This window comes from Congregibacter litoralis KT71 (assembly GCF_000153125.2).
Taxonomy (GTDB): Bacteria; Pseudomonadota; Gammaproteobacteria; order Pseudomonadales; family Halieaceae; genus Congregibacter; species Congregibacter litoralis.
In genome coordinates this window covers 1,427,764-1,452,287 of record NZ_CM002299.1, presented here as the reverse complement: position 1 = coordinate 1,452,287, position 24,524 = coordinate 1,427,764, and the positions used below count along the sequence as shown (strand labels likewise).

General features: G+C 56.3%; 18 protein-coding genes and 1 tRNA gene. 7 read left to right on the top strand and 12 right to left on the bottom strand.

Annotation, left to right across the window (positions count from 1 at the left end; genetic code table 11):
• Position 1 precedes the first annotated feature (1 nt).
• Positions 2–2,095 carry an ATP-binding protein gene (locus KT71_RS20420; protein ID WP_023660444.1) on the top strand — a complete coding sequence of 698 codons (2,094 nt, stop codon included), beginning with the start codon at positions 2–4 and terminating at the stop codon, positions 2,093–2,095.
• Here KT71_RS20420 and KT71_RS20015 read toward each other — a convergent pair.
• Positions 1,977–3,133 (bottom strand): IS3 family transposase gene (locus tag KT71_RS20015; protein WP_152025179.1). Its coding sequence is split into 2 segments (ribosomal slippage): positions 1,977–2,893 and positions 2,893–3,133, totalling 1,158 coding nucleotides; the frame shifts between segments, so codons are not numbered across the junction. The genes KT71_RS20420 and KT71_RS20015 overlap by 119 nt on opposite strands.
• A gap of 105 nt (positions 3,134–3,238) precedes the next feature.
• On the opposite strand from KT71_RS20015, the gene KT71_RS06685 reads away from it, so the two are divergent.
• Entirely contained in the window at positions 3,239–4,159 is a 921-nt protein-coding gene (locus tag KT71_RS06685; RefSeq protein WP_152025178.1) for a hypothetical protein, read from the top strand.
• On the opposite strand, the gene KT71_RS06680 is transcribed toward KT71_RS06685, so the two are convergent.
• On the bottom strand, positions 4,156–5,364 hold the full coding sequence (locus tag KT71_RS06680) for an N-6 DNA methylase (RefSeq protein WP_008296209.1): 1,209 nt from the start codon (positions 5,362–5,364) through the stop codon (positions 4,156–4,158). The genes KT71_RS06685 and KT71_RS06680 overlap by 4 nt on opposite strands.
• A 227-nt stretch (positions 5,365–5,591) precedes the next feature.
• Between KT71_RS06680 and KT71_RS06675 the strand changes: the two genes are divergently transcribed.
• Positions 5,592–6,782 (top strand): ISL3 family transposase, encoded by a 1,191-nt coding sequence (locus KT71_RS06675; RefSeq protein WP_023660006.1) that lies wholly within the window; start codon positions 5,592–5,594, stop codon positions 6,780–6,782.
• Between the two features lie 88 nt (positions 6,783–6,870).
• Here the strand turns inward: KT71_RS06675 and KT71_RS06670 are convergent.
• From KT71_RS06670 to KT71_RS06640, 7 genes are all read right to left on the bottom strand, one after another.
• Positions 6,871–6,961 (bottom strand) — tRNA-Ser (locus KT71_RS06670).
• Positions 6,962–7,035: 74 nt separating this feature from the next.
• The gene (locus KT71_RS06665) at positions 7,036–7,728 is read right to left on the bottom strand and encodes a nitroreductase family protein (RefSeq protein WP_008296210.1); all 693 of its coding nucleotides are present in this window, start codon (positions 7,726–7,728) and stop codon (positions 7,036–7,038) included.
• A 23-nt stretch (positions 7,729–7,751) separates the two neighbouring features.
• The gene (gene csrA / locus KT71_RS06660) at positions 7,752–7,943 is read right to left on the bottom strand and encodes a carbon storage regulator CsrA (protein WP_008296211.1); all 192 of its coding nucleotides are present in this window, start codon (positions 7,941–7,943) and stop codon (positions 7,752–7,754) included.
• 47 nt (positions 7,944–7,990) lie between these two features.
• Positions 7,991–9,235, bottom strand: a complete 1,245-nt coding sequence (locus KT71_RS06655; RefSeq protein ID WP_008296212.1) for an aspartate kinase — start codon at positions 9,233–9,235, stop codon at positions 7,991–7,993.
• Between the two features lies 1 nt (position 9,236).
• Positions 9,237–11,840 carry an alanine--tRNA ligase gene (gene alaS, locus KT71_RS06650; RefSeq protein ID WP_008296213.1) on the bottom strand — a complete coding sequence of 868 codons (2,604 nt, stop codon included), beginning with the start codon at positions 11,838–11,840 and terminating at the stop codon, positions 9,237–9,239.
• A 104-nt stretch (positions 11,841–11,944) separates the two neighbouring features.
• Positions 11,945–12,292, bottom strand: coding sequence for a histidine triad nucleotide-binding protein (locus KT71_RS06645; protein ID WP_008296214.1), 348 nt, complete (start codon positions 12,290–12,292; stop codon positions 11,945–11,947).
• A gap of 100 nt (positions 12,293–12,392) precedes the next feature.
• Positions 12,393–12,578: a Trm112 family protein gene (locus KT71_RS06640; RefSeq protein ID WP_008296215.1), complete on the bottom strand. Its 186-nt coding sequence runs from the start codon at positions 12,576–12,578 to the stop codon at positions 12,393–12,395.
• A gap of 149 nt (positions 12,579–12,727) precedes the next feature.
• On the opposite strand from KT71_RS06640, the gene KT71_RS06635 reads away from it, so the two are divergent.
• A complete protein-coding gene (locus KT71_RS06635; RefSeq protein ID WP_008296216.1) occupies positions 12,728–13,321 on the top strand; it encodes a hypothetical protein in 594 nt (197 codons plus the stop codon).
• A 126-nt stretch (positions 13,322–13,447) separates the two neighbouring features.
• Here KT71_RS06635 and KT71_RS06630 read toward each other — a convergent pair whose 3' ends face one another.
• Positions 13,448–14,320 carry a M23 family metallopeptidase gene (locus tag KT71_RS06630; RefSeq protein WP_008296217.1) on the bottom strand — a complete coding sequence of 291 codons (873 nt, stop codon included), beginning with the start codon at positions 14,318–14,320 and terminating at the stop codon, positions 13,448–13,450.
• A 182-nt stretch (positions 14,321–14,502) separates the two neighbouring features.
• Here KT71_RS06630 and greB point away from each other — a divergent pair, with 182 nt between their 5' ends.
• Positions 14,503–15,060, top strand: coding sequence for a transcription elongation factor GreB (gene greB / locus KT71_RS06625; RefSeq protein WP_008296218.1), 558 nt, complete (start codon positions 14,503–14,505; stop codon positions 15,058–15,060).
• On the opposite strand, the gene KT71_RS06620 is transcribed toward greB, so the two are convergent.
• A complete protein-coding gene (locus tag KT71_RS06620; protein ID WP_023660441.1) occupies positions 15,057–16,280 on the bottom strand; it encodes a serine hydrolase domain-containing protein in 1,224 nt (407 codons plus the stop codon). The genes greB and KT71_RS06620 overlap by 4 nt on opposite strands.
• 161 nt (positions 16,281–16,441) lie before the next feature.
• Here KT71_RS06620 and gcvP point away from each other — a divergent pair, with 161 nt between their 5' ends.
• Both gcvP and KT71_RS06610 read left to right on the top strand, forming a co-directional pair.
• Positions 16,442–19,339, top strand: coding sequence for an aminomethyl-transferring glycine dehydrogenase (gene gcvP / locus KT71_RS06615; protein WP_008296220.1), 2,898 nt, complete (start codon positions 16,442–16,444; stop codon positions 19,337–19,339).
• A 143-nt stretch (positions 19,340–19,482) separates the two neighbouring features.
• On the top strand, positions 19,483–21,882 hold the full coding sequence (locus KT71_RS06610) for a bifunctional diguanylate cyclase/phosphodiesterase (protein WP_023660440.1): 2,400 nt from the start codon (positions 19,483–19,485) through the stop codon (positions 21,880–21,882).
• Positions 21,883–21,997: 115 nt separating this feature from the next.
• Here the strand turns inward: KT71_RS06610 and KT71_RS06605 are convergent, their stop codons facing one another.
• Positions 21,998–24,520, bottom strand: a complete 2,523-nt coding sequence (locus KT71_RS06605) for a TonB-dependent receptor (RefSeq protein ID WP_023660438.1) — start codon at positions 24,518–24,520, stop codon at positions 21,998–22,000.
• Between the last annotated feature and the right edge of the window lie 4 nt (positions 24,521–24,524).

Sequence of the window (24,524 nt, the reverse complement as noted above, 5' to 3'; positions counted from 1 at the left end):
CATGAGTACAGATCTCCATGAGCTCTTCTCAAAGAATCGAAGTGAGGAGAGCAACGACGATAACTGGGCTGAATTCATAGTTCCACCATATTTTGATGGCCTGGACATCAAAAACCAGAGTAAGTCTCTGGCAGTTGTTGGTGGGCGCGGATGCGGAAAAACAACAATACTAAGATATTTTTGTCATGCATCTCAATTTTCTGCGAGTCGAGGTTCACTCCCTGATGATGCTTTAAGTCACATTGGTCTTTACTGGCGGGCCGACACCAACTTTTTGAACGGATTTGTGGGCTGCGGACAAGAAGACAACGTTTGGCGCAGTGCATTTGAGCACGTTCTGGCGTGCGATCTTGGAGTGGAGTTCCTAGATAGCATTTTGAATTTGAACTGCAATGATGAACGCAAGCGACACTATGGAAACCTAGACGCTTTGGATTTCGATGAAGTCAGAGACTACGATCCAAGTTTGAGCCGTGACATTGACTCACTCAGGAAAGACTTGCGATCTCGCAGCCGAAGGCTCTCAGCATGGGTCAACAATCTTGAATCAGTCTCCAAGCCTGTATTCCTGCCTTTTCCAGGATTTCTTGCTACTCTCATAGAGTGTGTCAAAGCGAACCTTCCCTATCTTTCACAGGCAAGTTATGCGGTTTTCATTGATGAGTATGAGAACACTCGGACTGAACAACAGGAATTGATTAACGGCCTGTTAAAGCACAGCAAGAAACCATTACTGTTTAACATAGCCATGAAGCGGAATGGGTTGCACACGACTGAAACAATTGGACCCGAGTCAATCCAACAAATTTCAGACTACCGGATAATTGATCTAGAGCTAGAACTTGATGATCAGAAATTTGAGCTTTTTGCCGCGGAGCTTCTTTTTTTCCGTCTGTCCGAGAAGCTAGAGTCCACTTTCCCCAACATGCCTATAGATCCATCCGCGTTACGTGATGTAACCAGGGTAGAAGAAAGGTACGGGGATAGTAACTATCGGAGACAGGTGATACACGTGGCTGAGCAGCTACTACCTAGGGTTCCAGCTGTACAGGCAGCTACAGAGATTCTGAGGGACGAACCACTGCGAAAAAGACTCGAGATTCGTATTGACAAAGCGCTTAAAAAGCGCGGGTCAGAACTAACATCCGATTGCTTCATCTTCGAGGATCTACCTGGGCCCTCCGTTATCACATGGGCCCTGTTGAACAGAGACAGCGAAAACCCAGACCAACTTCTTCAGGAGCTCAAAAATGAAAAACAGGGCAAATCTACTCGATTTTCTTCAAATGGCAACTTGATAAACAACAATCTATTCGGTTGCGTCAACGCTATTTACATTGATGCACAAAGAGACTCGATTCTTTTCTCTGGGTTCAAAACACTTACTCTGGTGTCTAGGCACAATATTCGGCACACGCTTGAGCTCATTCATCGCATTTTCAAGGAACATGAGTTGAACCGACAGAGCCAGTCGGAGATAACTGTCAGTCCCACGACACAGGCAAGTGCTATGCGTTTGGCAAGCGAAAAAATTCTTGACGATGTTAGTGGCGGCTGCGGAAAACTCGGCCCGCAGCTACAGAATCTAGCAAAAAGTCTAGGATCTCTATTTCGAGCCCTTCACCGCTCTGACCGACAAAGTGAACCCGAAACAAACCACTTTACGTTGTCGCACGGCGACAGCAACAGTGAACTAGCACCAGTTATAAGGGAAGCTGAGAAATGGTCAATCTTGTATCAACAGAAAGAAACAAAGATGAAGTCGGTGGGTGCGACTGATTCAGATTATGTGTTAAATCCAATTTTCTCGCCTTTTTACCAGGTTTCATACCGTAAGAAGAGAAGCACTCAGCTGTCCGCTAGAGATATCTTGATCATGTCAAGCGGTGACCAAGCAACTCGCGATGCATTGATTAGAGACCTGAGCACAAAAAGCAGTGCGTTGCAGCCGACAGCTGATCTATTTGGAGAGGGTTCTACCCCGATTCCACGGACGGTTTTAAAACGCCTGAAAACTTCAGGTCTTGCCTTGCCACTCTTCGTCTCATGCGAGGATTATGGAATCGCTCGATGTAGTCAAATATATCTGCTTTAGCGATATCCAAAGTCCGATATTTTGTATGGTGAGTGCGCTCCCGTTTCAGAAGACCAAAGAAGCCTTCGCAAGCCGCGTTGTCACCGCAATGACCCACGGCGCTCATTGAGCAGACCAGTGCATTTTGCTTGAGAAACCGCTGGTAATCGCCGCTGCGAAATTGCGTACCGCGATCAGAATGCAGAATGACAGACCACCCGCCTTGGCGTTGCCATAAGGCCATCTCAATCGCTCTAAGAACCATTTGGCGATCCTGACGATGATGCATCGACCAACCCACTACGATCTTGTTAAAGAGGTCGACGACAACGCACAAAAACAGCTTGCCCTCATCCGTCTTGAACTCGGTAATGTCGGTGACCCACTTGGTCTCCGGTTCCAATGCGTTGAAATCTCGCTCCAAAAGATTACGCACGCCTGGCGGCGGTAAGCCCGGTCTGCCGCGCTGACCTCGCTTCTTCTTACGAGGCCAGCCTTGTAGGCCATCGCGTGCCATAAGGCGAGCAATGCGATTCTTGCTGGCAGTCTCACCGGCATCGCTTAGGTCCTCATGCATGCGCGGGGCGCCAATGGCACCTCGACTGTCTTCGTGGATCTCGCGGATACGCCTAAGCAACCGCTCGTTGTCGACATGCCGATCACTGGGTAAACGCCTCTCCCAGTCGTAATAGCCGCTAGGCGACACCTTTAGGCACCGGCACATCATGCGGAGGGGGAATTCACTGCGACAACGCTGAATCGCCTGGTACCTCAGGACGATCCCTTTGCAAAGAACGTTGCCGCTTCGCGCAAAAAATCGCGTTCCTTCTTCACCCGGGCCAGCTCGCGCCTCAGTTGTGCAACTTCTTCATCGCGCGCATTGCCCGTGCCACCGAAGGCCCTGGCACCCTCCAATTCGGCCTCACGCTTCCAGCGGGTCAGCAAGTTGGGCCCGATGCCCAACTCCCGAGCCACCTGTGCGCAGCTTACGCCAGGCTGTTGAACTTGCTGCACAGCACCGCGCTTAAACTCTGGGCTGTACTTCCTTCTCTTGGACATAAACACTCCTTTTGCCCATTATCGGGCTTCTTTGAAGTGTCCGTAAAATCGGGGTAGAACCCAGATGATTAAGTGATGCCGTCTGCCGGACCCGGGTTCGAGTTCTTGTCCGCGAGTTCAGAAAACTCACCTCCCGATCTTGGCAGACCTGATGTCGCTTTCGTAGGTAAAGCAGTCGATAAACGCGGTGCATCTGCAATAGCGCTTGTTTCAGACGCAGCGAAACAAACTGGCACAGTGAGTTTCGAACCAGAAAAGCAGCGACTTTTGATTGACAATCAAGAGGTATCGCCGATAAGAATTGCCAAAGATTTGGTGGGAAGCAACCGCATAGTACTCGAGGCCACGACCTTAGGGTTGGGAGAGATACTTATGCTACTTCGTGCACTAGAGGCAGCGTCGATCACCCAAGTAGACTTCCTTTACGCCGAGCCCGAGGGTTACACCAAAAAGCCCCCACTGTCACAAAGCGACTCGGCTCAAGACAGCTACGAGCTCACCACAAATCGCAATTTTTGTGGCATAAATGGATTTAACCATCAGCTGGATTCTCAGTCCGACGCGACACACATTTTTTTTCTTGGCTTTGAGGCTGACCGGGTCAAAAATGCCTTAGCGCATCGCGAGGACGCGCTATCAGAAAAATACAGACTGTTACCGATTGTTGGAATTCCCGCGTTCCGAACCGGGTGGGAGAGCAAGAGTATAAAGCCGCACCTGAACCTCTTCGAATCGCATGGAATTACGCAATCACGCATTCATTATTGTGCGGCTGATTCAGTCCGCGAAGCATTTCTTACGCTGTGGGATATCTTTGAGCCTCTCAACACCACACCTCAACAACAAGTGTTTGTATCGCCCCTCGGAACGAAGCCTCACACTATTGCCACTGCACTCTTTCTGATTGACACAAAAAAAGCGCATGCGCCAGTTTCTTTGTTTTATGACCACCCAGTCCGAATGAACAAGCGTTCATTCGGCGAAACGCTATGGCATCACATTCAGGTGCAAAGATCCGGCAGCTAAAACAGCAAAGGCATTGATCGAAGCGTCGCAAGTGGTAAGTGTTTTGCGCAGCTACCGGACGCAACAGCCATCCTCCACTCGCTACCAAACGCGCTACTAAGGGTCTTCCAAACTACTTTTTGTATCGACGCCTCGGCAGAGATGCGGTAAACACAATCAGTAAATACTCCTGCACCTGCACTGACTCGAGCCTGTTTATCGAGACACCGTGTCCCTACACGGGGGATAAGTATGTCGCCCGACTTCGCATCTCGGTATCCAGAGCTGTTATTGGTCCCTAAAACCACCTCGTCGCTATGCTCAGGAAAATCGGTAGTATGAAAAGCGCTTATACCCAGATCAAGAAATTGCTTACGCGAGCGGCTGCCTCTATTTATAGACACATTCAAGTCATAAAGACGAGACGACGTCTCGGAGACAGAAAGCGACAATCTCTTTAGAGCCGCGTGATAGTCTAAATCCAATGAAAGCACAGCGTCAGAATGGGAAACATGCAGTTCTTCTGTAACCTGGCCAGCTGAGTCAGCTCTTTGCAGAACGACGTTACGACGCCTCGATACTGCTCGGGTACCAACTATCATATATGCACTAACCTCAGCACGCGCAAAAATGGTAGGTTCGAGCTTAATCACCTCAAGACTACTCAATTTATTGACCAGAACCGACCGAAACTTCGCAAAGGAGGGGTGAGTAATCATCGCCTCCGATACGATAAAGCCTATGCGCGTGCCTAACTCCATGAATGACCAAGCCCTTACAAGAAAGGCGGCATCGGTTCTCATCCACTCACCTTTAACGGGTGTCTGAAACCCCAAATCTCGACTCAGCTTCTGTAAACGTTGACTTGCTTTGAAAGATCCATAGGGAGGGTTGCTGAGAACAACGTTGGGGGACTGTGTTGGGAGCCACTCGTCACCAAGGAAATCTGACCTCACGACCTTCACCTCGCCTTGGATAGGAAGGCACGCCAACTGCTCCGTGTAGGCACAATCGACCTCCAACAGAGCCGAGCTGCCAAGGTCAATACAACGGTCCAAAGCCTTCGCTAAGGGTCCTCCACCGGCACCCAAATCTAGCAAACTTACCGGCTCGTTAATTCCATTTGCCACTAATCCAGCTAACAGATTCGCAATCGCCGGAGGCGTGGAGAACTGCCCCAACCGATCTTCTTCGTTTTTAGCTTGGCGATAGCAAAGATTGCCCATCAGGCTTCTCTCAAAATCAATTAGGATCTGCCTAAAGAACTAAGCGAACCTGTGAGCTACAGAAATCTATGCAAAACTCATCAGGGTTTCAAGCAGGCTTCAAAAACAAACAAGCGCGCCAACAGTGACTGCGTTAACGAGCCACAGAGAGGCTCTTCATCATTAACGGGGGACACCGGGGATCATTAAACTGAATTTGCGAAGTTCGTTTAATGGAGAGAACACCGATGTCCCACGCAGGAAATATATTAGGCCTTCCCGAGCTGGAGGTCGAACGTGTTGATCGCAACGATTCGATCGAGGTCTATGCCAGGCCAAAGCGCCGCCCATCGTGCATCCACTGCCAGCATCCCAAAGTCAGGATTAAAGCGACCCACGAGCGCACGTTAAAACACACACGCCAGGGCAACCAGGTGATGACGCTGCACCTGAAGACGCCTAAGTATCACTGCCCACAATGTGGTCGCTACTTTCGTCACCGGTTCCAGGGCGTCAGGCCCCGCTATCGATCGTCGGACGCCTTCCGTCTTGAAGTATTCGAGGCCCATGACGGCGGCGTGACGCAGCGTAAGCTCGCGAGAACACACGACATGAGCCCGGCAACCGTCGAGCGCTGGTATCAAGGTCAGTGCCGACTGCGACTATCTGAGATGTCTAATCGGCCCTGCCCCCGTGTGCTGGGTATCGACGAGCACTTCTTTAGCCGCAAGCGCGGCTACGCCACCACGATGGTGGATCTAAAGAACCACAAGGTCTTCGATGTGGTGCTGGGACGCTCAGAACTGAGTTTGAGACGTTATTTAAGGGCATTACCGGGTAAAGAGAACGTCCAGGTTGTCGTCATGGACTTGTCGGAAACCTACCGCAGCATTGTGCGCCGGTACTTTCCTAACGCCACGATTGTTGCCGATCGATTCCACGTCATTCGACTGGTTAATCAGCATCTGCTCAAAGCCTGGCAGGGCTACGATCCCGAGGGGCGCAAGCATCGCGGGCTGGTCAGCCTGATGCGACGCCACCAATGGCGTCTTACGGATGAGCAAAGAGAGAACCTTGGCCGATATCTGGATGACTATCCCGTGCTCAAGGCGCTGTATGCGGCCAAGCAGCAGCTCAATCGACTGCTGCTACTCAGATCTCTGAATCGTAAAAAAGCCAAGCAGCTGCTGCCGCAACTGCTCTCGTTGATTGAAGACTTGGCGGCGAGCCCCCTTCATCGATTGGCCAGAACACTGAAGTCTTGGCTGGAACCCATCGTTAGCATGTGGCGGTTTACCAAGACGAACGGCATCACCGAGGGCTTCCATAACAAGATGGAAATGATGTCCAGGCGAGCCTATGGATTCAGAAACTTTGAAAACTATCGACTGCGGGTCTTAACCCACTGTGGATGGGATGGCATTATCAACCGAGTTTAATGAAAACCGGTGTATCCCCCGTTAAGTGGGTAGAGCCAGCGGCTTTAGCCGCTACTTGTAGGTCAAGTGAAGTTGGCACCAGACTATATGGCGGAGAAGGAGGGATTCGAACCCTCGATACGCTATTAACGTATACGCCCTTAGCAGGGGCGCGCCTTCAGCCACTCGGCCACTTCTCCGTAAGGCGCGGGATGATACCACCGTCCTCTAGTGGGTCAAACCCGTTTTACCTGATTCAGACTTTTCCTTCTCTTCAATCCTTCTCGGCAACAAAGAAACTGGCGATCTCCTCCAGGGACTTCCTTTGGAGCGCCGCCGCCGGGACCGTGGCATCCTCCGCGGGGTGACCCACCACAATCAACATGTAGGGACGCTCGGTTGCGGGTCGCTCCAGAATCCGGCTGAGAAACTTCATGGGGTTGGGCGTATGGGTCAGGGTGGCTAAACCCGCGCTATGCAGGGCGTTCAACAAAAACCCCGTGGCGATACCGACAGACTCGGACATGTAGTAGTTTTTACGTTTCTTCCCCGCCTCGTCCTTGCCCTGACGTTCCACAAAAACAGCAATAAGCCAGGGGGCCGATTCCAAAAAAGGTTTGAACTGGTCCGTGCCCAGTTTGCTGAGGTTCTTAAGCCACTCATCGCCGCCGCGACCGCCGTAGAACTCCGCCTCCTCGACTTCCGCCGCCTCACGAATCGCACGCTTGACCTCGGGATCACTGATACAGGCAAAGTGCCAGGGTTGATGGTTAGCACCGCTCGGGGCCGTGCCCGCCGCGCGAACGCAGGCCTCTATGGTGTCTGCGGGAACCTGTGTAGTGGCAAAGTCACGTACGGAATGTCGCTTGCGGACGTGCTCCAGATACGCGAGGGCATGCTCCCGCGACTCCTCATCTGACAGCGTCTGGACATGGGGCAAAGGTACCGCTTCGTATTCATCGCTCATGGGAGATACCGGCCCATGACAGGCTAGCCATCATCGCTGACGGAGTTACCATCACCTTCGGCGATTTTTTCGTAGATCTCCTCGCGATGCACCGCCAGATCGCGGGGCGCGTTGATACCCAGACGCACGTTACCGCCCTTTACGCTGACCACGGTGACCGTGATGTCATCACCCAGTCTCAGCGATTCGCCCTCTTTCCGTGTCAGGATTAGCATGTGTTCGGTCCTATGTTGGCGCCGGCCTTACGCTGCGCTCCCACAGATTAGGCAGCAGACTCTTCCTGAGGTTCCGCATCCAGTCCAAAGGATGAATGGAGGGCGCGCACAGCCAGTTCCAGAAACTTCTCTTCGATGATTACCGAGATTTTAATCTCCGAGGTGGTAATCATCTGAATGTTAATCCCCACGTCGGCCAGGGCCTCAAACATCTGACTCGCCACACCGGCGTGGGAGCGCATGCCCACACCCACGACAGAAATCTTGGCGATGCGACTGTCCGAGCGGACCTCCCGGGCACCCAGCTCCGTGGCAATCTGCTTGAGGATTGCCTCACCCCGTGCCAACTCACTGCGCGACACCGTGAAGGTAAAGTCGGTGCTGTTGTCCTCGGCCACGTTCTGCACAATGACGTCGACCTCGATGTTGGCCTGACCGATGGGGCCCAGAATCTTAAAGGCGACCCCGGGCATATCCGGTACGCCAAGGATGGTGAGCTTGGCCTCATCGCGATTAAAGGCAATACCGGCGATTGTCGGGGTTTCCATAGGATCTTCCTCTTCCTCAAGGCTGATGAGGGTGCCCGGCCCGTCCTGAAAACTGTGGAGCACCCGCAGAGGCACGTTGTACTTGCCTGCGAATTCCACTGCTCGAATCTGCAACACCTTGGACCCCATGCTGGCCATTTCCAGCATTTCTTCGAAGGTGATTTTGTCGAGACGTTTGGCGCCGTCAACGACTCGTGGATCCGTGGTGTACACCCCGTCGACGTCGGTGTAGATCTGGCATTCATCGGCTTTTAGCGCTGCCGCCAGCGCCACGGCCGTCGTGTCGGAGCCACCGCGACCCAGGGTCGTAATGTTGCCGTGCTCATCCACACCCTGAAATCCTGCGACCACAACGACGTTACCGGCATCGAGATCGGCATGGAGTCGGGCATCGTCAATCTCGCGGATCCGCGCCTTGGTGTGGGCATCATCCGTAAGGATACGCACCTGAGATCCGTTATAGCTTTTTGCCGCCTTACCGCGCTTTTGCAGCGCCATGGCCAGGAGGGCCGTAGTCACCTGCTCTCCCGTGGAGACCAGAACATCCATCTCCCGGGGCACGGGCTGATCCTGAATCTGCTGCGCCAGATCTATGAGTCGATTGGTCTCGCCACTCATCGCTGAGACCACCACAACGATGTCATGGCCCCGATCCCGGAAGCCGGCGACTTTGTCCGCTACCTGCTCGATGCGCTCCACACTGCCTACAGAAGTGCCGCCAAATTTTTGAACGATCAGCGCCATCTCAAGCCTTCAGGTTCTCAGCGACCCATGCGGGTACGGCTTCCAAAGCGGCGGGCAATAAGGCAGGCTCAGTACCGCCGCCCTGGGCCATATCGGGCCGACCACCACCCTTTCCTCCCAGACGACCCGCGAACTCCCGCATGAGATCGCCGGCGCGTACACGCTCCGTGAGGTCTTTTGTAACCCCCGCCACGAGGGCGACCTTGTCGTCATTCACGGCAGCCAGCAAGATCACGCCGCTGCCCAGCTTGTTCTTGCACTGATCCATAATGCCGCGCAAAGCGCCGGGATCTGCGCCATCTACGGCGGCGGCAAGGACTTTCACACCGTCCACATCGATCGCAGAGGCGGTGATATCGCTGCCCGCGGAGGAGGCAAGTTTCTGCTTCAGGCGTGCGAGCTCTTTTTCCAGATCGCGATTTTGACTCCGAAGCGCTGCCACCTTGTCCCTGACATTGTCCGTCGTCGCGCGAAGCAGCTCACACACCTCCCCAAGGGCATGGTCCACGGTACGCATTTCGCGAAGGGCATGCTCTCCCGTCACGGCTTCGATACGCCGGACACCCGAGGCAAGACCGCCCTCGGACAGAATCCGGAACATGCCGATGTCACCGGTGCGCTCCACGTGAGTCCCTCCACAGAGCTCCACGGAAAAGCCGTTCTCTCCCATGGTCAGCACCCGGACCTCGTCACCGTATTTTTCACCAAACAGTGCCATAGCACCGGCCTCGCGGGCCTCATCCATGGACATAATCTGGGTAGTGACTTCGACGTTGGCGCGAATCTGGGCATTGACACTGTCTTCCACGGCTCGCAGTTGTTCCGGGGTCATCGCCTCAGGGTTGGAGAAATCGAAACGCAGGCGCTGCCCGTCCACCAGGGACCCCTTCTGGGCCACATGATCGCCCAGCTCGTAGCGCAAAGCGGCGTGGAGTAAATGCGTCGCCGAGTGATTCAAGCGCGTCTTCTGGCGAATCGCGTTGTCGATTTCACACTCCACGGTATCACCCAGGGCGATGGAGCCCTCGAGCACCTTACCGTGATGCAGATGATGCCCCCGGGCCTTCGTGGTATCGCTGATTTCAAGACGCAACCCATTGCTGCGGAGATATCCACTGTCCCCGGCCTGTCCGCCGGACTCGCCGTAAAAGGGCGTGCGATCCAGAATGACGATGCCGTTATCACCGGCTGTGAGGGCATTGACCTCTTCCCCATCGCGCAACAGCGCGACAACGGTGCCGCTTCCCGTGCTCTCGTCATAGCCCGTAAACAGGGTTTCTCCGTCCAGGGTCAGAGTCCTGTTGTAGTCGACGGCAAAAGCACCCCCCTCCTTGGAGCGCTCGCGCTGTGCCTGCATGGCGGCCTCGTAGCCCTCCATGTCCAGACTGAAATCACGCTCCCGGGCGATATCATTGGTGAGATCTACGGGGAAGCCAAAGGTGTCGTAGAGCTTGAACACCACATCGCCGGGGATCACGGTACCGCTCATCTCAGCGAGGGCCTCATTCAGAATGACCATGCCCTGCTCAAGGGTTCGGGCAAACTGCTCCTCCTCACCACGGATGACATCCTCGATGCGCGTCTGCTGCTCACGGAGCTCAGGATAGAAGTCACCCATTTCCGCCACCAGGGATGGCACGAGCTTGTGAAAAAACAGAGCGTCGGCGCCCAGCTTATTACCGTGGCGGATCGCCCGACGCATAATGCGGCGGAGCACGTAGGAGCGACCCTCATTACCGGGGAGCACACCATCAATAATGAGAAAGGCACTGGAACGGATGTGGTCTGCAATCACCCTCAGGGAAGAGGCTTTGAGGTCATCCGTGCCCACCATCTCAGCGGCGGATTGAATAAGCGCCTGAAAAAGATCGATGTCGTAGTTGCTGTGCACGCCCTGGAGAATCGCTGCGATACGCTCCAACCCCATGCCCGTATCCACGGAGGGCTTGGGCAGGGGCGCCATCTCGCCATCGGCACTGCGGTTGTACTGCATGAAGACGAGATTCCAGATCTCAATGTAACGATCGAGATCGTCGTCGGGGCTCCCGGGAGGACCGCCGGGCACATCCTCGCCATGGTCATAAAACACCTCGGAACTCGGCCCGCAGGGTCCCGTATCACCCATCTGCCAGAAATTATCCTCATCAAGGCGGGAAATACGCTCCGCGGGAAATCCGATGTCTTCTATCCAGATTTTCTCTGCTTCGTCATCGGTGATATGCACCGTGACCCACAGCTTTTCCCTGGGTAAGCCCAGCTCAACGGTAAGAAAATCCCAGGCAAAACGAATGGCTTCGCGCTTGAAGTAATCGCCAAAACTGAAATTACCCAGCATCTCAAAAAAGGTATGGTGCCGCGCCGTGTAACCGACGTTTTCCAGGTCGTTATGCTTTCCTCCGGCACGAACGCAACGCTGGGCACTCACCGCTCGACTGTAGGACCGGGTCTCAGCGCCAAGGAACACATCCTTGAACTGATTCATACCCGCATTGGTGAACAGCAGCGTCGGATCGTCAGCAGGCACCAGGGAGCTACTGGGTACACGCTGGTGTCCATGGGATTCAAAGTGGGCGAGAAACGCCTCGCGGATTTCTCCGGTTTTCATGCCTTGCTCTCTCTGCTAGCACTCCGGGCCTGCCGGATCGCGAATGTAAGATAGGTGGACGGTGTCGTTGTTTGCACCGTCCGGGGAATTCAGCTGTGAAGGACTCAGCCCACCATTTTACCTTCACTGAGGGTGCCGCCTGCAATAATGTGCATATGCAGGTGGTGAACGGTCATCCCCGCGCCCTCACCGTTATTGATGATAAGCCGGAAGGCGTCAGCGACACCCAACTGCCGGGCAACCCTCCCTGCAGCCAGCATCAGGTGCCCCAGGAGCGCCTGATCGCCATCCTCGGCATCGGACAGCTTTTCGATGGCTTTTTTGGGGATGAGCAGCACGTGCACCGGCGCCTGGGGGCTGATGTCATTGATGGCGATACAGTGCTCGTCCTCGTAGATTTTCTCTGCGGGAATCTCACCGTTGATAATCTTTGTAAAAATACTGTCCGCCATGTCTGATCCCTAGCTCCTGTGATGCGCTGCTGTTATGACGATCTGCTACCTGAGTGATTCTCCGCTCGGGGGCCGCGTTACTACCGTCTGACCCGCGATGTCAGCCGAGTTTTTCGTCAGCGGTGAGTTGCCGAGCTTCTTCTTCGAGCATGACAGGTATGCCATCACGCACGGGATAGGCCAGGCCGCTGGCTTTACAGAACAGCTCCTCGCTTGCCTCGTGATACTCCAGGGGAGCCTTGCTCACGGGACACACCAGAATGCTTAAAAGCTTCTTGTCGAGCACCGATGCTTTTCCTTTTTTTGCAAAAACGGGAGTATACGATTTTTTAGCCCTATACTGGAGTGCAGGGGCGTGTTTCTCTTGTGCTTCCCGCTTCGTTACACGACACTTTTCATCTTTCTTATCTTTCAAGCCCTCAACGAGACAAGACTATGTCAATCAACAAAACACTCTCCGCCCTGTTCCTGGCAGCGAACCTGGCCGCAGCGCCCTTCGCCGGCGCCGCTCATCACGAAGAAGCCATGTCCGATCACGCCGAGCGAGCCATGGCCATTGAGATTGATGCCGAAGTGATCGCCGTGGACACGGAGACCCGCGAGCTGGTTCTGGAGCTTCCCACCGGTGAGCAGATGACGACCATTGTCGATCCCCAGGTAACACGACTCTCCGAGGTCGCCCCCGGGGATTTCCTTGTGGTGACCTATATCGCCGCCATTGCCGCCGATCTGCGAGAGCCCACGGAAGAAGAGCTGGCCAATCCCTGGGTAGAGGGCGCTGATGCCGGCGTCTCCGGTGCAGAACAGTCCCCGGGCGGCGCCATGATTTCTGCCGTACGCGCCGTGTGCACCATCGAGGGCATGAACCGTTTGCTGGGCACCGTGACGATCATGGATTCCCGGGGCAAAGCCCATGTCATTGGTGATGTGCCGGCGCAGCGTATCGAACAGCTCAGCATCGGGCAGTCCGTCGTCATTACCTTTACCCAGGCCCTTGCCGTGGGTATTGAAAAAGCGGATGCCATGTAAGCGGCTTTTCATACAAGCCGCTATCTAAGCAGCTAGCCAAGCGGCCGTAATAGGCCGCTCGGACGAGGCGGCCGGCGCGCAAAAACCGATGCTACGCTCTCCTGGTGAACTTTCCCTGGGAGCGTACTACCTGGCCGCCGGGACTTTTTTGTCTGTATTCTCTGTATTGTCTGTGGCCATGGGCGGCACCAGCCGCTGCGGGTCCACGCGCCGGTCCTGCCAGCTCATGCGCCAGTCCAGGTGCGGCCCCGTTGCCCTGCCTGTAGCACCCACCTCTCCGATCTTTTCGCCCTGAGTAAGCTCGTCCCCCACCTTTGCGGTCACGGCGCTCATGTGCAGAAAAGAAGAGGAAAGCCCATAACCGTGATCCAGAATCACCGTGCCCCCTGAATAAAAGAGGTCGGGCTCGGCAAGGGTCACCCGTCCCGCGGCCGGCGCATACACCGGCGTACCCGTGGGCACGGCAATATCCACCCCGTAATGCGGGTTTCCCGGCTTGCCGTTGTAAACACGCTGGCTTCCATAGACGCCGGAGATCGGCCCCTTGACCGGCCACACAAACCCCCCGTCAATCTGCATCAGCCAATCGGGACGCTCTACCACCTCGGCTTTTGCGGCGGCCACCAGCTGACGCTCCCGTCGAATACGCTCCAGCTGCTCTTTGGGGGGTGTCACCGTTCTCTGAGGCACACCCTCTACTCTCTGTATCCGATACTCGCGCTGTGCAACGCGCAGCTCCACTTCGCAGTCTTTGCCTACTTTGAGAATGCTGCTCGCTGATGCATCCCGATGAAACCCGGCGACAACATAGCCATTGGGAAGCACCGCTAGCGACCGATCATCAAGCCAGACTTCCTCCCCCTGGCCCACCTTTGCCCAGATCAGCCCGCCTTCTACGGGGTCTCCCTGAACCGTGACGCATTGCCCCCAGGCCCCTGCGTTGAAGGTGAAAGCTGCCGCGACTGCGATGGCCCCTGATAGTGTTCTTAGCTGTTTCATACGCGAAGTGTAGTGCGCTCCCAATACTGCGGGCAAATGTTGCACTCGCTGTGCCGCTCCCCACCACCCTTTCCTCGTACCCCGCTCTCGGCTCGTCATCGTCCGTCCTCCGCCGTCCGCCTGTCAGCGCGGTGCGGCTGCAGATAAGCGCCGGGGACTTGTGACGGGCTAGAATAGGGCCTATGGGACGCTATCGAGCACCACGTCCGAAAGGGACGCCACTGATCACCGCTGCGGGTGAGGCGCGGCTGCGCGCTGAACTCGATCGCCTATGGCGCCAGGAGCGTCCCGTAGTCGCTCTGGCGGTGCAGGATGCCGCCAAGAACGGCGACCGCTCAGAAAACGGCGACTATATCTACGGCAAGAAGCGACTTCGAGAGATCGATAGCCGCGTGCGATTTATCAGTAAGCGACTGGAGGTGCTTCAGGTGGTGCGCGAGCCTCCGACGGACAGGACACGCATTTTCTTTGGGGCCACCGTAGAGGTGGAAGACCAACATGCTGTCTCCCGGACCATCAGGATCCTGGGGCCCGACGAGTTTGAATCTTCCCGCGGCGAAGTGTCCATCGATGCGCCTATTGCTCGGGCGCTACTGGGAAAGAGCGTCGGTGACTGCGTTAACCTCGAGAGTCCCGGCGGCCTGAGAGAGCTCGAGGTTCTTGCTGTGAGCTACCTCCCGACCACCCCTGACACGCAGGCTGAAAAGACTCCGGATGAAACGAAGCCGGGTGAAGATTAGTCCAGCGCCGCGTATACCAGTGCCTCGAGCTGCCCCCGAAAGTTAAATGTGCTCGAGGGTATGAGCTGCGTCATAAACACCACGGCAAGATCCTCCGCCGGATCCACCCAGAAGAGCGTGCTGGCCATACCCCCCCAATAGTAAGACCCCCGGGTGGCGGGGTAACCATTCTTTACGGGGTCAATCTTGGACGCAAAACCCAGCCCAAAGCCGACGCCTTCATGGTCTGTCTCCGTAAAGCCCGCCATGGCAACGCTGGCCAGATCGGCACCCCCCGGCAGATGGTTAGCCACCATCAGGTCCAGGGTTTTTCGACCGATGATTGTCTCGCCGTTTGCGGTACCGCCGCCAAGAAGCATCTGACAAAAACGCAGGTAGTCCTCGACGGTAGAAAGCAGCCCACCCCCGCCGGAAAAAAAGCTTCTGTCCACGTAACGGGACGCCTGGGCATCGTCCTGAAGCACCACACGCTTCCGGGCATCGCGTACGTAGCAGGATGCAAAACGGGGGAGCTGATCTTCCCGGGGACTGAAAGTGGTGTCACGCATTCCCAGAGGCTCAAAGATTACCGCGCGAAGATAATCCGGCAGACTGTGTCCGCTGATGCGCTCAATGAGGTAGCCCAACACATCGGTAGCAACAGAATAGTTCCAGCGCTCGCCCGGCGAAAACTCCAGGGGCAGGGTCGCCAGCTGCTCGATCATGTCATCGAGGGTGTAGCCCTTGCTCGGCCAGGCAAGCTTGAGCTTTCGATAGGCGCGATCGATCTCCGTCGTCTGCATAAAGTCATAGGTGAGACCCGACTGGTGGGTGAGGAGGTCCCGGATGCGCATGGGGCGCTCTGCCTGCCGGGTTTGAAACTCCGGCCAGGCGCCCCCTTCCCGGACCCGAAGATCCTTCCACTGCGGAATAAAGCGGTGGACGGGATCATCGAGGGTAAACAGTCCTCGCTCCCACAGGGTCATCAGCGCAATGGAAACCACGGGCTTGGTCATGGAGTAAATCCGGAACAAGGTGTCATCCGTTATGGGAAGCTGACGCTCCCGGTCGCGATCACCGGCTCCCTGGAGGTAGGCGAGCTGTCCTCCCCGGAGCACCGCCGTGAGGCAGCCGGCGATTTTTTGCGGCTGAACATAGCTTTGATCAAGGTGTTCGCCGATGCGCGCCAGGCGTTTTTCACTGAATCCTGCCGCGGCGGCGTCAATGTTCCTAAGGTCCATCCGATGGCCCTCCAAGGCCACTCCGTTGGGGAGCTCGAGAGTGTAAAGGAGGCGCGGCATAAGATATACAAAACCGCCACGCGAATTGCTGCTGCCTCGGCGACGCTGCTAGAATCGCCGGCTTTCCCGAGACGCTTTGTCCCTACAGTCGGAACCCCCCTATGAGCATGGAACGCCTGACAAACCTTGAAGGTCATGATGAGTTTATCGCGCGGCACATAGGCCCCAGCGAAGCGCAACAGAGCGAAATGGCCCTGGCGGTGGGCTACGCCAGCGTGGATGCGCTTATCGATGCAACGGTTCCCGCCAACATCCGCCTGGGCGCCGCCATGAATCTGGATGATCCCCAACGGGAGGTGGATGTCATCGCCCGGCTGAAGGCCATGGCGGAGCAAAATCATCTCTGTAAAAACTTTATCGGTATGGGTTACTACGGCACCCATACACCGGCGGTGATACAGCGAAATGTGCTGGAAAATCCGGGCTGGTACACCGCCTATACGCCCTATCAGGCAGAAATCTCTCAGGGCCGTCTCGAGGCGCTGCTGAGTTACCAGCAGGTCATCATGGATCTCACGGGCATGGAGCTGGCGAACGCATCCATGCTGGATGAGGCGAGCGCTGCCGCCGAGGCCATGACGCTTACCCAGCGGGTGAACAAAAAAAATAAGAGCACGCGCTTTATTGTCGATAGCGATTGTCACCCCCAGACCCTGGCGGTACTGCAGACCCGCGCGGAACCCCTGGGCATCGACATTGTGTACGGCGACGCGGCGACGGAATTGCAAAACGGCGAGGCCTTCGGACTATTTTTGCAGTACCCCGGCAGCAGTGGCGAGATTTCCGATCCCAGCGCTCTGATTGAAAGCGCCCATGCCAAGAACACCCTCGTTGTCGTCGCCAGTGATCTTCTGGCTTTGCTGTTACTCAAGGCGCCGGGAGATCTGGGAGCCGATGTGGTCGTCGGCAACAGCCAGCGCTTTGGCGTGCCCATGGGCTTTGGTGGTCCCCACGCGGCATTTTTTGCCACCCGGGATGCCTACAAGCGCTCCACTCCCGGTCGCATCATCGGTGTCTCCGTAGATCGCGATGGTCGCCCTGCCCTGCGCATGGCCATGCAGACCCGGGAACAACATATCCGCCGGGAAAAGGCCACCAGCAATATCTGCACCGCGCAGGCTCTGCTGGCGGTGATGGCGGCGTTTTACGCCATGTACCACGGCCCCGAAGGTCTCCGTCGCATCGCGGAGCGCGTGCAACTGTTAACCGCAGGCCTTGCGACGGCCCTGCGCAGCAGCGGCATTGCTATCGAGAACCAGCATTTCGTTGACACCCTCACCATTGATCCCAAGGGGCAGCGGGACGCCATTCTCGCACGCGCCAAAGAGCACAACATCAATCTCCGTTGTGACAAAGAAGACACCCTGGGTATTTCCCTTGACGAAACGACCACACGCGCGGACCTCGCATTACTGATTGAGGTGATCACCGGCGAAGCCGTGAACGTCGACGCGCTCAGCGCCGAGAGCGGTATTCCTGACGCTTTGCAGCGGGATGTGGATTATCTTCAGCATCCCCTGTTTAACGAATACCACTCAGAGACCGAAATGCTGCGCTACATGCGGCGTCTGGAGAGCAAGGACATCGCCCTCAACCGCTCCATGATTGCCCTGGGCAGCTGCACCATGAAACTCAACGCCACAACGGAAATGCTGCCCGTCACCTGGGAAGGCTTTGGCGCTCTGCATCCCTTTGCTCCCGCTGATCAGACCAGGGGTTACAGTGAATTACTGACGGATCTGGAGCGTATGCTCACGGAATGCACGGGCTACGATGCCGTGTCCCTGCAGCCGAACGCCGGGTCTCAGGGTGAATACGCGGGTCTCCTGGTGATCAAGCGCTATCATGAAAGCCGTGGCGATCACGATCGCAATATCTGCCTTATTCCCTCCTCGGCCCACGGCACCAATCCCGCGAGTGCCGTCCTCGCGGGCATGCGCGTGGTCATCGTTGAGTGCGATGCCCTGGGTAACGTGGACATTGGCGACCTCCGCCAAAAAGCCGAAAAGCACAGCGCCGAATTGGCGGCCATCATGGTCACCTACCCCTCCACGCACGGCGTGTTTGAAGAGGGTATCGTCGAGGTCTGCGCCATTGTCCACGAGCATGGCGGGCAGGTTTATGTCGACGGCGCCAACCTCAATGCTCTGGTGGGGCTGGCCGCTCCCGGTAAATTCGGTGCTGATGTCTCCCACCTGAACCTGCACAAAACCTTCTGCATTCCTCACGGCGGTGGCGGGCCCGGCATGGGTCCCATTGGTGTAGGCGCCCATCTCCAGCCCTTCCTGCCCTCTCACCCGGTCAGACCCGTGCCGGGCCTGTCGGATGACAACGATGTGGTCTGTGCCACGCCCTACGGCAGCGCATCCATCCTGCCCATTTCCTGGGCCTACATCGCGCTCATGGGAGCCTCCGGACTGACCCACGCCAGCAAGGTGGCCATTGTTTCCGCCAACTACATTGCCCATCGCCTGCGCGATCATTTTGCCGTGCTCTACACCGGCAGCAGCGGCACCGTGGCTCATGAGTGCATTATCGATATCAGGCCCATCAAGGAAGCCAGCGGTATCGGCGAAGAGGACATCGCCAAGCGTCTTATGGATTTTGGCTTTCATGCGCCCACCATGTCCTTCCCCGTTGCGGGCACCCTGATGATTGAGCCCACGGAGTCGGAATCCCTTGCCGAGATCGATCGCTTCTGTGATGCCCTGATCACAATCCGGGAGGAAATCCGCGAAGTCGAAAACGGCCGCTGGTCCCTCGAAGACAATCCTCTGGTAAACGCGCCGCACACCCTGCAAGATCTCACTGCCGAGGAGTGGACTCACGCTTACAGCCGCAAGCAGGCCGCATTTGCCATGGACTCCCTGCAGCAGGACAAATACTGGCCACCCGTCAGTCGCATCGACAATGTCTACGGCGACCGCAATTTGTTTTGTGCCTGTCCATCAATAGACAGCTTCCGCGAGAGCAGCGAGGATGAAACTACCGTCGGATAGCTTTTGGCCGGAAGGCCATGGACGATCAATCGTTGCTCCAGCACCCTGAGTCGTGTAACAAAACCGTCTTACAGCCCAATGGCGCTCTTCTTGAAAGGTCTCTAGACTCGAGGGTGCAGGTTCTGAAGAGGCGGTAGCGAAGAGTGAGCACGACAAACTTATTGCCCCAGAGCGAGGCGGTGTTTCTGGAGGCCGGCATTGGCACCTGGCGCTGGGATGCGAGCAGTGGCGAGTTTCAGCTATCGGACGATGGCATCGCCATGTTGCAGGTGCGGGCTGATGAGCTACCCCTGGGCGTCGACACCATCATCGGGCAGATTCTTGACGAAGACGTTGCTGGGTTTCAGTCGGCAATGGCTGAACTTATCACTGCGCCGGGACTCATCGAGGTGGATTTTCGAGCCCTCTTGGACGATGGTGATATCCGTTGGTACCGGGCCATTGGCCGCAGCTATGCATCTCCCGACGCTTCAGTTACCCACGCCGCGGGCGTGTTACTCGATGTCACCACCCAGCGCAGCGCCGAGCAGTACTACGATGCTTTTTTTCAACAGCCCAATGGCATGCATCTGGTGGCCTCCATTGACGGAGAAATACGCCTCACCAACAGCGCCTGGCAGTTGGTGCTTGGCCATGGCGACGCGGAACTTCAGGGGCAAAACCTTCTTGACCTCGTGCACCCTGAGGACCGGGAAGCCACCCTCGCGGAAATGGGCAAGCTTTCTCAGGGTATGTACACCCTGTATTTTGAAAACCGCTATCGGCACAGAGATGGCAGCTATCGCGTTATCGCCTGGTCGGCGGCAACGGCTGAACGCGAATCTGTTATCTGCGCCGTGGGCCGGGATATTTCCCAGGAGCATGCCGCCCGGCGCGGACTTTTTCAGGCCGCGGCGGTATTTAAGAACAGCGGCGAAGGCATTCTTATATCCGACAAGGACGGTCGCATCCGTGACGTCAATGCCGCCTTCTCCCGCATTACCGGCTATAGCCGGGAAGACGCCATAGGGCAGCCGACAAGCTTGCTTCGGTCCGGTCGCCATGATGGGGACTTTTACGCCGACATGTGGCAGACCTTGCAAAGGGATGGTGTGTGGCGCGGCGAGATCTGGAACCGCCGAAAATCCGGCACCGTTTTTCCGGAGCTCCTCACCATCAGTAAAATTGATGGGCCCGATGGGGGCTTCATGGCGATTTTTACCGATATCAGTCAGCTCAAGGAAACGGAAGAGCAGCTGCAGAAACTCGCGCACTACGACCCCCTCACCAATTTGCCCAATCGTTTTCTCGTAAACGAATGCCTGGAACACAGTATCCGACGAGCGCAGAGACGCTCAGACCATCTGGCGGTGTTTTTCCTGGATATCGACAGTTTCAAAAACATCAACGACAGTCTCGGTCATTTCGCCGGGGATAAACTGCTCAAGACAACAGCGAATCGTCTTAAAGCATTGCTGCGGGATGACGACAGCGTGGGACGTATCGGCGGCGATGAGTTCCTCATGGTGCTGGACGACATAAGCACGCCGGACGATGCCACGCATATCGCAGAGAAAATTATCGGGGCTCTGCGCAAACCCATGATTCTGGAAGGCCGCAGTATCTCCGTGAGTGCCAGCATCGGCATCAGCATTTATCCTGAGGACGGGCAAACCGCTGAAACGCTGATGAGTAATGCCGACGCGGCCATGTACAACGCCAAAGACCAGGGTCGGGACACCTTTCGTTTCTACTCCGAGCACCTCACCCGTCAGGCTTTTCAGAACGTGCTTATTGATTCCGCTCTGCGGGAGGCAGTTTCGCGCCAGGAGTTCCGCCTCGCCTTTCAGCCCCAGGTGAACACGGACAATGGCTCTCTCCTGGGTCTGGAAGTGCTTTTGCGCTGGCACCACCTTACGCTGGGCACGGTCTCACCATCGCAGTTCATCCCCCAGGCCGAGCGTACGGGGCTCATCCGGGATATAGGCCACTGGGTGCTTGAACAATCCTGTCTTCAGGGCAGCCGATGGATTGCCGAGGGCCTACAGTTCGGTCACCTCGCGGTTAATGTCTCGGCACCGCAGTTTCGTGCCGAGGACTTTGTGGCCCAGGTCCGCAAGGTGCTCGCAGACACGGAATTCCCCCCGGAGAAACTCGAGCTTGAGCTGACGGAAAGTGTGTTGGTGCACGATACGGAAAAACTCATCGAGAACATGCACGAATTGCGCGCGCTCGGCGTTATGTTTGCCATCGATGATTTTGGTACGGGCTATTCCTCCCTGTCCTACCTCAAGCGCATGCCCATCGATCGCCTCAAGCTGGATAAATCCTTTGTAGATCACATTGTCAGCGACGACAGTGATCGCATTATCGCCGGTGCGGTTCTGGCTTTGGGGAAGGCCATGGGCCTGCCCGTGATCGCGGAAGGTATTGAGCAGGAAGCACAGGCCCGTGTTCTCCAGAGCCTTGGCTGCAAGCACTTTCAGGGTTATCTCTACGGCAGGCCCATGTATGGTCCCCGCATCGAAGTCGTGCTTCGCGCCCATCTGGAGAAAAAAACCTGATACCCGGGAAAAGGGCGCCCACAAAAAAGGCGCCCGGAGGCGCCTGGTTTTCATATACTTGCATGCAAGCTATACCGATTGCATCCTAGCTCTGCAAAAGAGCTCAGCCCCGGACTTAGAAGCTATAGCGGAAGTCTACGCCGTAGCTTCGCAGCGCTGAGGGATGCAAGAAGCTGCCTCCGAACTCCGGCGTAGGAATAACTTCCTGAAGATACTCCTCGTCCGTAATGTTGCGCCCCCAGGCGGTGATAGCCCAGTTGTCACCCTCGAGTCCCACACGCAAATCTACAGTGCTGAACGCATCACGGGAGGACTTTGAAAAGTTCTGGTTGAACCCGGGTCCGAAGAAGGCATTCCAGATCGTTGGCGTTTCCTCACCCTGAAGCGTGTGGAACCACATCTCGCCCGTGTACTGCCAGTCAACACGACTCACCAACTGCATGTTGCCACCCACGGGGAAGCTCAACTCTGCACCCAGATTACCTGTGGTCTCCGGCGCCTGAGGCACATCGTTGCCCTCAGACAGAGGGCGGTGTTCGTTCTTCTCGATCTCGGAGTCCATCAGTCCGAGGCCGCCATACACGGTGAGGTACTCCGTGGCCACAAATGTGAAGTCTGCCTCGATGCCCTGAATATACAGATCATCGATGGTAGTGACCGTTCGCAGAATACCGAAGGGACCGGCGTAGAATTCGAAGAACTGGTTATCTTCCACATCGGTGCGGAAGGCCGCCGCATTCAAACGAAGACGTCGATCCATCCACTCGGACTTAAAGCCCACTTCGAAGGCCGTGGAGACTTCCTTGTCATAGTCGTCGGTAACCTGAAGCTGCGCATCGACCACCTCACCGGGACCGCCGAAGCCGGCGTTAAACCAGAAATTGAGGAGGTCCTCGGTACCGATGGCATTGAAACCACCGCTACGAAATCCCAGGCCGTAGCTCGCGTAGACATTCACCGCATCCGTCGCGGCCCAGTTCCACGTTGCCTTGGGCTGAAACTGACTGAAGTCCCGGGCGCGGTCGGGAATACCATTGGGGTTGTTGCCAAAGGCAGGGTTGATCGGCAGGGGGGCACCGGTTGCGGGATCCAGGAGATTGACGTTCAGGCCGGAGTTGAGAACATTGGGCACCTTGTTGCTGACTTCCCGCTCTTCCCGATCGTAACGCAGAGCGAAGGCCAGCTCCATGGTGTCCGAGAGATCGAACTCCAACTGACCATAGATGGCATAGACTTCCGTGTTGAATTCATCCCAGAACAGCAGATCCGTGGGGTTGGGGCCCGTGGGATCCACGTAGGGCTGCTTGAGAAAGCCCTCCCCCTGATCCGCGCCGTAGGCAACCAGGGATTCCCGCTCGATATCCGCGTAATACACACCGGCAATCCAGCGAATCGCATCATCCTCGGGACCCACGAGGCGGGCATCGATGCTGATGTCTTCCTGATTACGCTCCTGGTACTGATAGCCATCGCAGGTAAGCGGGTTATAGGGGCCGTAGACGCCCTGAAAATCAGCACCCGGGGGCAACACGCCGAAAGGGTTGAAGGGCTCGCCAAAGAGATCGGGACGCGTGAAGCTGTTCAGCTCTCCACGACCCGCCTGACAGGAGGGTGTCAGTTCGTAGCCATAGAAGGTCGCAGCGGTACCGTCAGAAAGCAGGGACTCTTCAAGATCGCTGTATGCCACATTGGCCACGAGATCCGCAAAGTCCAGCGCCCAATCGAGCTTAACGGCAAAGTCGGTGGTGGTCTGTTCGTTCTCGCCGGGGGTGTTGAAGATGAAACGAAAATCAACGTCGTTCACATCCTGGTTGTAGTTCGGCGCACCGAAAGCTTCTACAAAGGCAGGAATCGCGAAACCCGCATTGAAGTTAATCGCTCCGGCAGAGACATCGGAGTAGCCACCCCGGAAATCGAGACTCAGATTGTCCGTCACGTTCCACTTGAGCCGGCCACGGATACTGGTGTCTTCGAGATAATCCACCACGTCATCCTGGTTGGTGAATATATTCTCGTAGAAACCGTCGGTTTCGCTGGTGCTGATGGCAATACGTCCCAGCAGTTTGTCTTTGACGATGGGACCACTGAACATGGCGTTGCCACGCAGGGTGCCGACGTTACCGACGGTACCGCCTACCCGGGCCTCAAACTCATTGGTGGGTTCTTTCGTGGTTACCAGGATCGCGCCGGCCACTGCGTTACGGCCATAGAGCGCCCCCTGGGGGCCTTTCAGTACTTCAATCTGCTGCACGTCAAACAGCTCTTCGTTGAAGCTGTTGGGGTTGGTGCTGAGAACGCCGTCAACGACATAGGCGAAAGTCGACTCCGCATCGCGCGTTGAAATAATGCCCCGGATGCTCAGCTGGGTATCGCCGACGTTCGCGGAGTCCACCAGGGTCACGTTGGGCACCAGTCCTACGTAATCGCCAGCGCGCTGAATACCCGCTCGCTGGATCGTGTCCTCGTCGATGGCGGAAATCGCAATGGGCACTTCCTGAAGATTCTCAGAACGTTTCCGCGCGGTTACCACGACCTCTTCAATGGACAGGTTGTTGCCCTGAGCCATCACCCATTGCGTCCCTGGTAGCAACAGAGTCGCTGCCAGCGCCTGCACTAGCGGTTTCGTCATGCTTTGCATTGCC